This is a genomic window from Streptomyces yokosukanensis, from assembly GCF_001514035.1.
GTDB lineage: Bacteria > Actinomycetota > Actinomycetes > Streptomycetales > Streptomycetaceae > Streptomyces > Streptomyces yokosukanensis.
Genome location: NZ_KQ948215.1, coordinates 398952 through 405000, shown reverse-complemented (window position 1 = coordinate 405000; position 6049 = coordinate 398952). Strand labels below are relative to the sequence as shown.

2 protein-coding genes are annotated in these 6049 nt (G+C 75.0%); both read right to left on the bottom strand.

The genetic code is table 11. The annotated features are described in order from the left end of the window. Positions 1 to 994 (bottom strand): beta-ketoacyl synthase N-terminal-like domain-containing protein (locus AQI95_RS26060; RefSeq protein ID WP_208614261.1); only part of this gene is annotated, 994 nt, incomplete at its 3' end. 31 nt (positions 995 to 1025) lie between these two features. Further along, positions 1026 to 6049 (bottom strand): SDR family NAD(P)-dependent oxidoreductase (locus AQI95_RS26055; protein ID WP_159056585.1); only part of this gene is annotated, 5024 nt, incomplete at its 5' end.

Below are 6049 nucleotides of genomic sequence, written 5' to 3'. Positions count from 1 at the left end.
CGGAGAGCCGGGCGTTCTCCAACGCCTGCCGGATGACGCGCTGCTGGGAGGGGCCGTTGGGCGCGGTCAGGCCGTTGGACGCGCCGTCCTGGTTCACCGCGCTGCCGCGCACGACCGCCAGCACGTCATGGCCGTTGCGGCGGGCGTCGGACAGGCGCTCCAGGAGCAGTACGCCGACGCCCTCCGCCCAGCCCGTGCCGTCCGCTGCGGCGGCGAAGGCCTTGCACCGGCCGTCGAAGGCGAGTCCCCGCTGCCGGGAGAACTCCACGAAGGCGCCCGGCGTCGACATCACCGCCACCCCGCCCGCCAGCGCGAGCGAGCACTCGCCGTTGCGGAGCGCTTGCGCGGCCAGGTGGATGGAGACCAGGGACGACGAGCACGCGGTGTCCACCGTGACCGCGGGCCCCTCGAAGCCGAGGGTGTAGGCGATCCGGCCGGAGACGACGCTGCCCGCGCCGCCGGTCAGCACATAGCCCTCGATGTCCTGGGAGCCGGTGCCCATGCGGGGCGCGTACTCCTGTCCGGCGACCCCGATGAAGACGCCGACGTTGTCGCCCTTGAGGGCGGAGGGGTCGAGTCCGGCGCGCTCCAGGGTCTCCCAGGAGGTCTCCAGCAGCAGCCGCTGCTGCGGGTCCATGGCCAGCGCCTCGCGCGGGGATATCCCGAAGAAGTCCGCGTCGAAGCCCGCCACGTCGTCGAGGAAGCCGCCCTCACGCACGTACGAGGTGCCCGAGGTGTCCGGGTCGGGATCGTAGAGTGCGTCGAGGTCCCAGCCGCGGTCGGCCGGGAACGCGCTGATCGCGTCGGTACCCTCGGAGACCAGGTGCCACAGTCCTTCCGGCGAGGTCACCCCGCCCGGCAACCGGCAGCCCATGGCCACGATGGCGATGGGTTCGGTGCGCCGGCCCTGCTCCTCGCGCAGCGTCTCCCTGGTCTGGTGCAGCTCGGCCGAGACCCGCTTGAGGTAGGTGAGCGCCTTCTCGTCGGTGGTCATGGAACCTGTTCTCCTCTTTCGGGGTGGCGGGTCAGCCGAGTCCGAGCTCGTTGTCGATGAAGGCGTAGACGTCGTCGGCCGTGGCGGCTTCGAGTCGGTCCGTGGTGGCGGCGGTCTCGGCGAACCTGTCGCTCAGCGCGGCCTCTTGGATCCGCGTGCCCAGGAACCGCAGCCGGGAGGGGATGCCGGAGTGTGCCAGCTCCTCCGTCAGGAGTGCGTCGAGCGCGCTCTCCAGGGCGTCGAGTTTGGCCGTGACCGGGTCGAACTCCTGGTCGAGGGCCTTGAGCAGGTACTGGGCGAGCACCGTGGGGGCCGGATAGTCGAACACGGCGGTCGTCGGCAGCCTCATCCCGACGGCCTTGCCGAGGCGGTTGCGCAGTTCCACGGCCGTCAGCGAGTCGAAGCCGGCCTCCTTGAAGGCGCGGTCGGGCCCGACCAGCGAGGCGTCGGCGTGGCCGAGGACGGTCGCGGCCTCCTTGCGGACCACGTCGAGGAGGAGGGCCGCCTTCTCGTCGGCCGGGAGCGCGGCGAGCTGCTCGACGAGCGTGCGGCCGGCGGCCGGACCGGCGGCCGCGGCGCGGCGCGGTGTGCGGACCAGTCCGCGCAGCAGCGGGTGGAGCCCGCCGGAGGCCGCCTGGCCGCGCAGTACGGACAGGTCGAACCGGGTCGGCACGAGGGCCGGCTCCTCGGCCGTCAGGGCGGCGTCGAACAGGGCCAGGCCTTCGTCGGCCGCGAGGCCGAGCATGCCCGTGCGCTGTGTGCGCCGCAGGTCGGCCACGGCGAGCGCACCGGTCATGTCACTGGCGTGCGACCACAGGCCCCACGCGAGCGACACCGCGGGCAGCCCCTGGGCGTGGCGGATCCGGGCGAGTCCGTCCAGGTAGGAGTTGGCCGCCGCGTAGTTGGCCTGTCCGGGATTGCCGAGGACACCTGCGGCCGAGGAGAACAGCATCCAGGCGGCGAGGTCCAGGTCCTTGGTCAGCTCGTGCAGGTTCAGGGCGGCGTCGGCCTTGGGGCGCAGGACGGTGGCCGTCCGTTCCGGGGTGAGCGCGGCGAGCACTCCGTCGTCGACGACGCCCGCGGTGTGGACCACGGCGGTCAGGGGCGCCTTGGCCGGTACGGACTCCAGGAGTCGGGCCAGCGCGTCGCGGTCGGCGGCGTCGCAGGCCGCGACGCGTACCGATGCGCCCAGTGAGGTCAGTTCGGCGGCGAGTTCGGCCGCGCCGGGCGCGTCGGGGCCGCGCCTGCTGGTGAGCAGCAGGTGACGGGCGCCGTGCTCGGTGACGAGGTGGCGGGCGACGAGCGCGCCGAGGGATCCGGTGCCGCCGGTGACGAGGACGGTGCCCTCGGGATCGGGGCGGCGCGGCAGGGTCAGCACGGCCTTGCCGACGTGGCGGGCCTGGCTGAGGTGCCGGAAGGCGTCCGGGGCGCGCCGTATGTCCCACGCCGTCACCGGCAGCGGGCCGAGTACGCCGCGTTCGAAGAGGTCGGCGAGTTCGTCGAGCAGCTGCCGCACCCGGTCGTCGTCCGCCTCCGCGAGGTCGTAGGCCCGGTACTGCACGCCGGGGTGGTCCTCGGCGACATCGGCGGCGTCGCGGATGTCGGTCTTACCCATCTCCAGGAAGCGGCCGCCGCGCGGCAGCAGACGCAGCGACGCGTCGACGAACTCGCCGGCCAGCGCGTCGAGGACGACGTCGACGCCGCGGCCGCCGGTGGCCCGCAGGAAGCGCTGCTCGAATTCGGTGGTCCGGGAGTCGGCGATGTGGACGTCGTCGAGTCCGCTCGCGCGCAGGGCGTCCCACTTGCCGTGGCTGGCGGTGCCGAACACCTCTGCGCCGAGGTGGCGGGCCACTTGGACGGCGGCGGTGCCGACACCACCGGCGGCGGCGTGGACCAGGACCGTCTCGCCGGCCCGCAGGCCGGCCAGGTCGCGCAGCCCGTAGAGGGCGGTGAGGAAGGCGATGGGTGCGGCGGCGGCCTGTGCGAAGCTCCAGCCGGCCGGGATGCGGACGAGCCTGCGGTGGTCGGTCACGGCCTGCGGCCCGAACGCCCCGCCGGGGAACAGGCCCATGACGCGGTCGCCGGGTGCCAGGCCGGTGACGCCGGGGCCGGTCTCCAGGACGACGCCCGCACCCTCGCCGCCGATCGCGGCGCGGCCCGGGTACATGTCCAGGGCGATGAGGACGTCGCGGAAGTTCATGCCTGCGGCGCGTACGGCGACCCTGACCTGGCCGGGTCCCGGCGGTGCCGGTTCGGCGTCCGGTACGAGGGCCAGGTTCTCCAGGGTGCCGGGGCCGGTGGTGTCCAGGTGCCAGGTGCGGGCGCCGTCCGGGATCGTCAGGCCGTCGTCGGCGGTCCGGCTCAGGCGGGGCACGAGGACCTCGCCCTCGCGTATCGCCGACTGCGGCTCCTCCAGGGCCGCGGCGGCGGCCGGGACGCCGGTGAGGACGTCGCGGGAGGCGGCGTGTCCGTCGGTGTCGACGAGGAGGAGGCGGTCGGGGTTCTCGGACTGGGCGGAGCGCACGAGGCCCCAGACCGCGGCGCCCGCCGGGTCGGTGACCGTCTCGCCGCCGCGTACGGCGACCGCGCCGCGGGTGACCACCAGCAACCGCGCGGTGTCGTCGCCGGGGTCCGCGAGGAACGCCTGCAGGTCCGCCAGCACACGTGTGGTCAGCGCGTGCACGGCTTCCGCGTCGCTGCCCGCGGCGGTGGCGTCGAGGACACGGATCCCGTCGAGCCCGTCCGTGCGCGCCTGTACCGGCAGCGCCGTCCACACCGTACGGAACAGCGCCTCGTGGCGCGGCTCGGCGGCCGGGCGCAGTTGCTCGGCGGCCACCGGGCGCAGGACGAGGGAGTCGACGGCGGCGACCGGGGCGCCGGTGGCGTCGGTGATGCGCAGGGACACCTCGTTGGGTCCGGCCGGGGTCAGCCGGACCCGCAGAGTCTTGGCGCCCGCGGCATGCAGCCGTACTCCCTGCCACGCGAAGGGCAGCAGGCGCCGGCCGTCGTCCGGCTCGGCGACGGCGCCGAAGGCGCTGGGGTGCAGGGCGGCGTCGAAGAGGGCCGGGTGGAGGCCGAACAGTTCGGCGTCCGGGTGGAGTTCGTCGTCGAGGGCGACCTCGGCGAAGACCTCTTCGCCGCGGGTCCACACCGCGCGCAGGCCCTGGAAGGCGGGGCCGTAGTCGTATCCGGCCGCGGCGCGCTCCTGGTAGAAGTCGCTCACGGGTACGGCGGTGGCGTCCCTGGGCGGCCACGGGTCCGGGTCGGTGCCGGGGTCGACGGCCGTCCTGGTCAGGACGCCACCGGCGTGGCGGGTCCAGAGCGTGTCGCCGCCGTCGGGGCGGGAGTGGACGGAGACGGGGCGGTCGCCGGTCTCGTCGGGCGGGCCGACGTGCACACGGATCCGTACGGTGCCGGTGTCGGGCAGGACGAGGGGGCTGGCCAGGACGAGTTCGCGGACGGTGCCGTGGCCGATCTCGTCGCCGGCGCGGACAGCCATCTCCACCAGGGCGGTGCCGGGCAGCAGTACCGTGCCGCCGACGGCGTGGTCGGCGAGCCAGGGCTGAGCGGCCAGGGAGAGGCGTCCGGTGAAGGTGACGGCGTCGGCCTCGGGCAGCTCGACCGTGGCGGTGAGCAGGGGGTGGCCGACGGCGGTGATTCCCGCGGCGTCCAGGCCGCCGACGGCACCGGGATCCGAGGCGTCCAGCCAGTAGCGCTCGTGCTGGAAGGCGTAGGTCGGCACCGTGGTGCGACGGGCGCCGCTGCCCGCGAACAGCGCGGGCCAGTCGACGCGGGCGCCCCGGGTGTGCGCGCGGGCGACGGCGGTCAGCAGCGCCTTCGGCTCCGGCCTGCCGTCGCGCAGCCCGGCCACGCAGTCGACGTCGTCGGACAGGCAGTCCTGGGCCATGGCGGTCAGCACACCGCCGGGACCGAGTTCGAGCACGGTGCGGGCGCCCTGCTCGCGCAAGGTCCGCAGGCCGTCGGAGAAGCGGACCGTGTCGCTGACGTGGCGCACCCAGTACTCGGGGGTGCACAGCTGGGCGGGGTCGGCGAGGGTGCCGGTCAGGTTGGACACGACGGGCAGCGTGGGGGTGTGGAAGGTCAGTCCGGCGGCGACCTCCTGGAAGGCACCGAGCATCGGTGCCATGCGCGGCGAGTGGAAGGCGTGGGAGACACGCAGGCGCTTGGTCTTGCGGCCGCGGGCCGCGAACCGGTCGGCGAGGGCCTCGACGGCCGGGGCGTCGCCGGAGAGGACCACGGCTTCGGGGCCGTTGAGCGCGGCGATCGTCACACCGTCGCGCAGGTCGGGCGCGACCTCCTCCTCGGTGGCCTGAACGGCGATCATGGCGCCGCCTTCGGGCAGCCGCTGCATCAGTGCGCCGCGGGCGGCGACCAGGGCGGCGGCGTCCCGCAGGGACCAGACGCCGGCCACGTGGGCGGCGGCGAGTTCGCCGATGGAGTGCCCGGCGACGAGGTCGGGCCGCACGCCCCAGGACTCCACCAGGCGGAAGAGGGCCACCTCCACCGCGAACAGGCCGGCCTGGGTGTAGGCGGTCCGGTCGAGCAGGTCGGCCTCCTGGGTGCCGGGCTCGGCCAGGACGACGTCGCGCAGGGGGCGGTCGAGCCACCGGTCCAGGGCGGCGCAGACCTCGTCGAAGGCGCGGGCGTACACCGGGAAGGCGGCGTACAGTTCGCGGCCCATGCCGACGCGCTGCGCGCCCTGTCCGGCGAAGACGATCGCGAGCTTGCCGTCGGTGGCGGTGCCGGTGGTGCCTTCGCCCTCGGCGAGGGCCGCAAGGCCGCGCCGGGCCTCTTCCGGAGAGTCGGCGACCACGGCCGCGCGGTGCTCGAAGGCGGCGCGGGCGCTGAGCGTGAGGGCCACGTCGGCCGGCGAAGGGGCGGGGTCCTGTGCGAGGAGGGCGGCGACGCGTGCGGCCTGGGCGCGCAGTGCGTCCGCCGACGTGGCGGAGAGCACGAGCGGGACGAGTCCCCCGGGCAGTGTGCGCTCCCGTGTGCCGCCGGGGGCGGCCTCGGCCGGGGCGAGTTCGTCGGCGG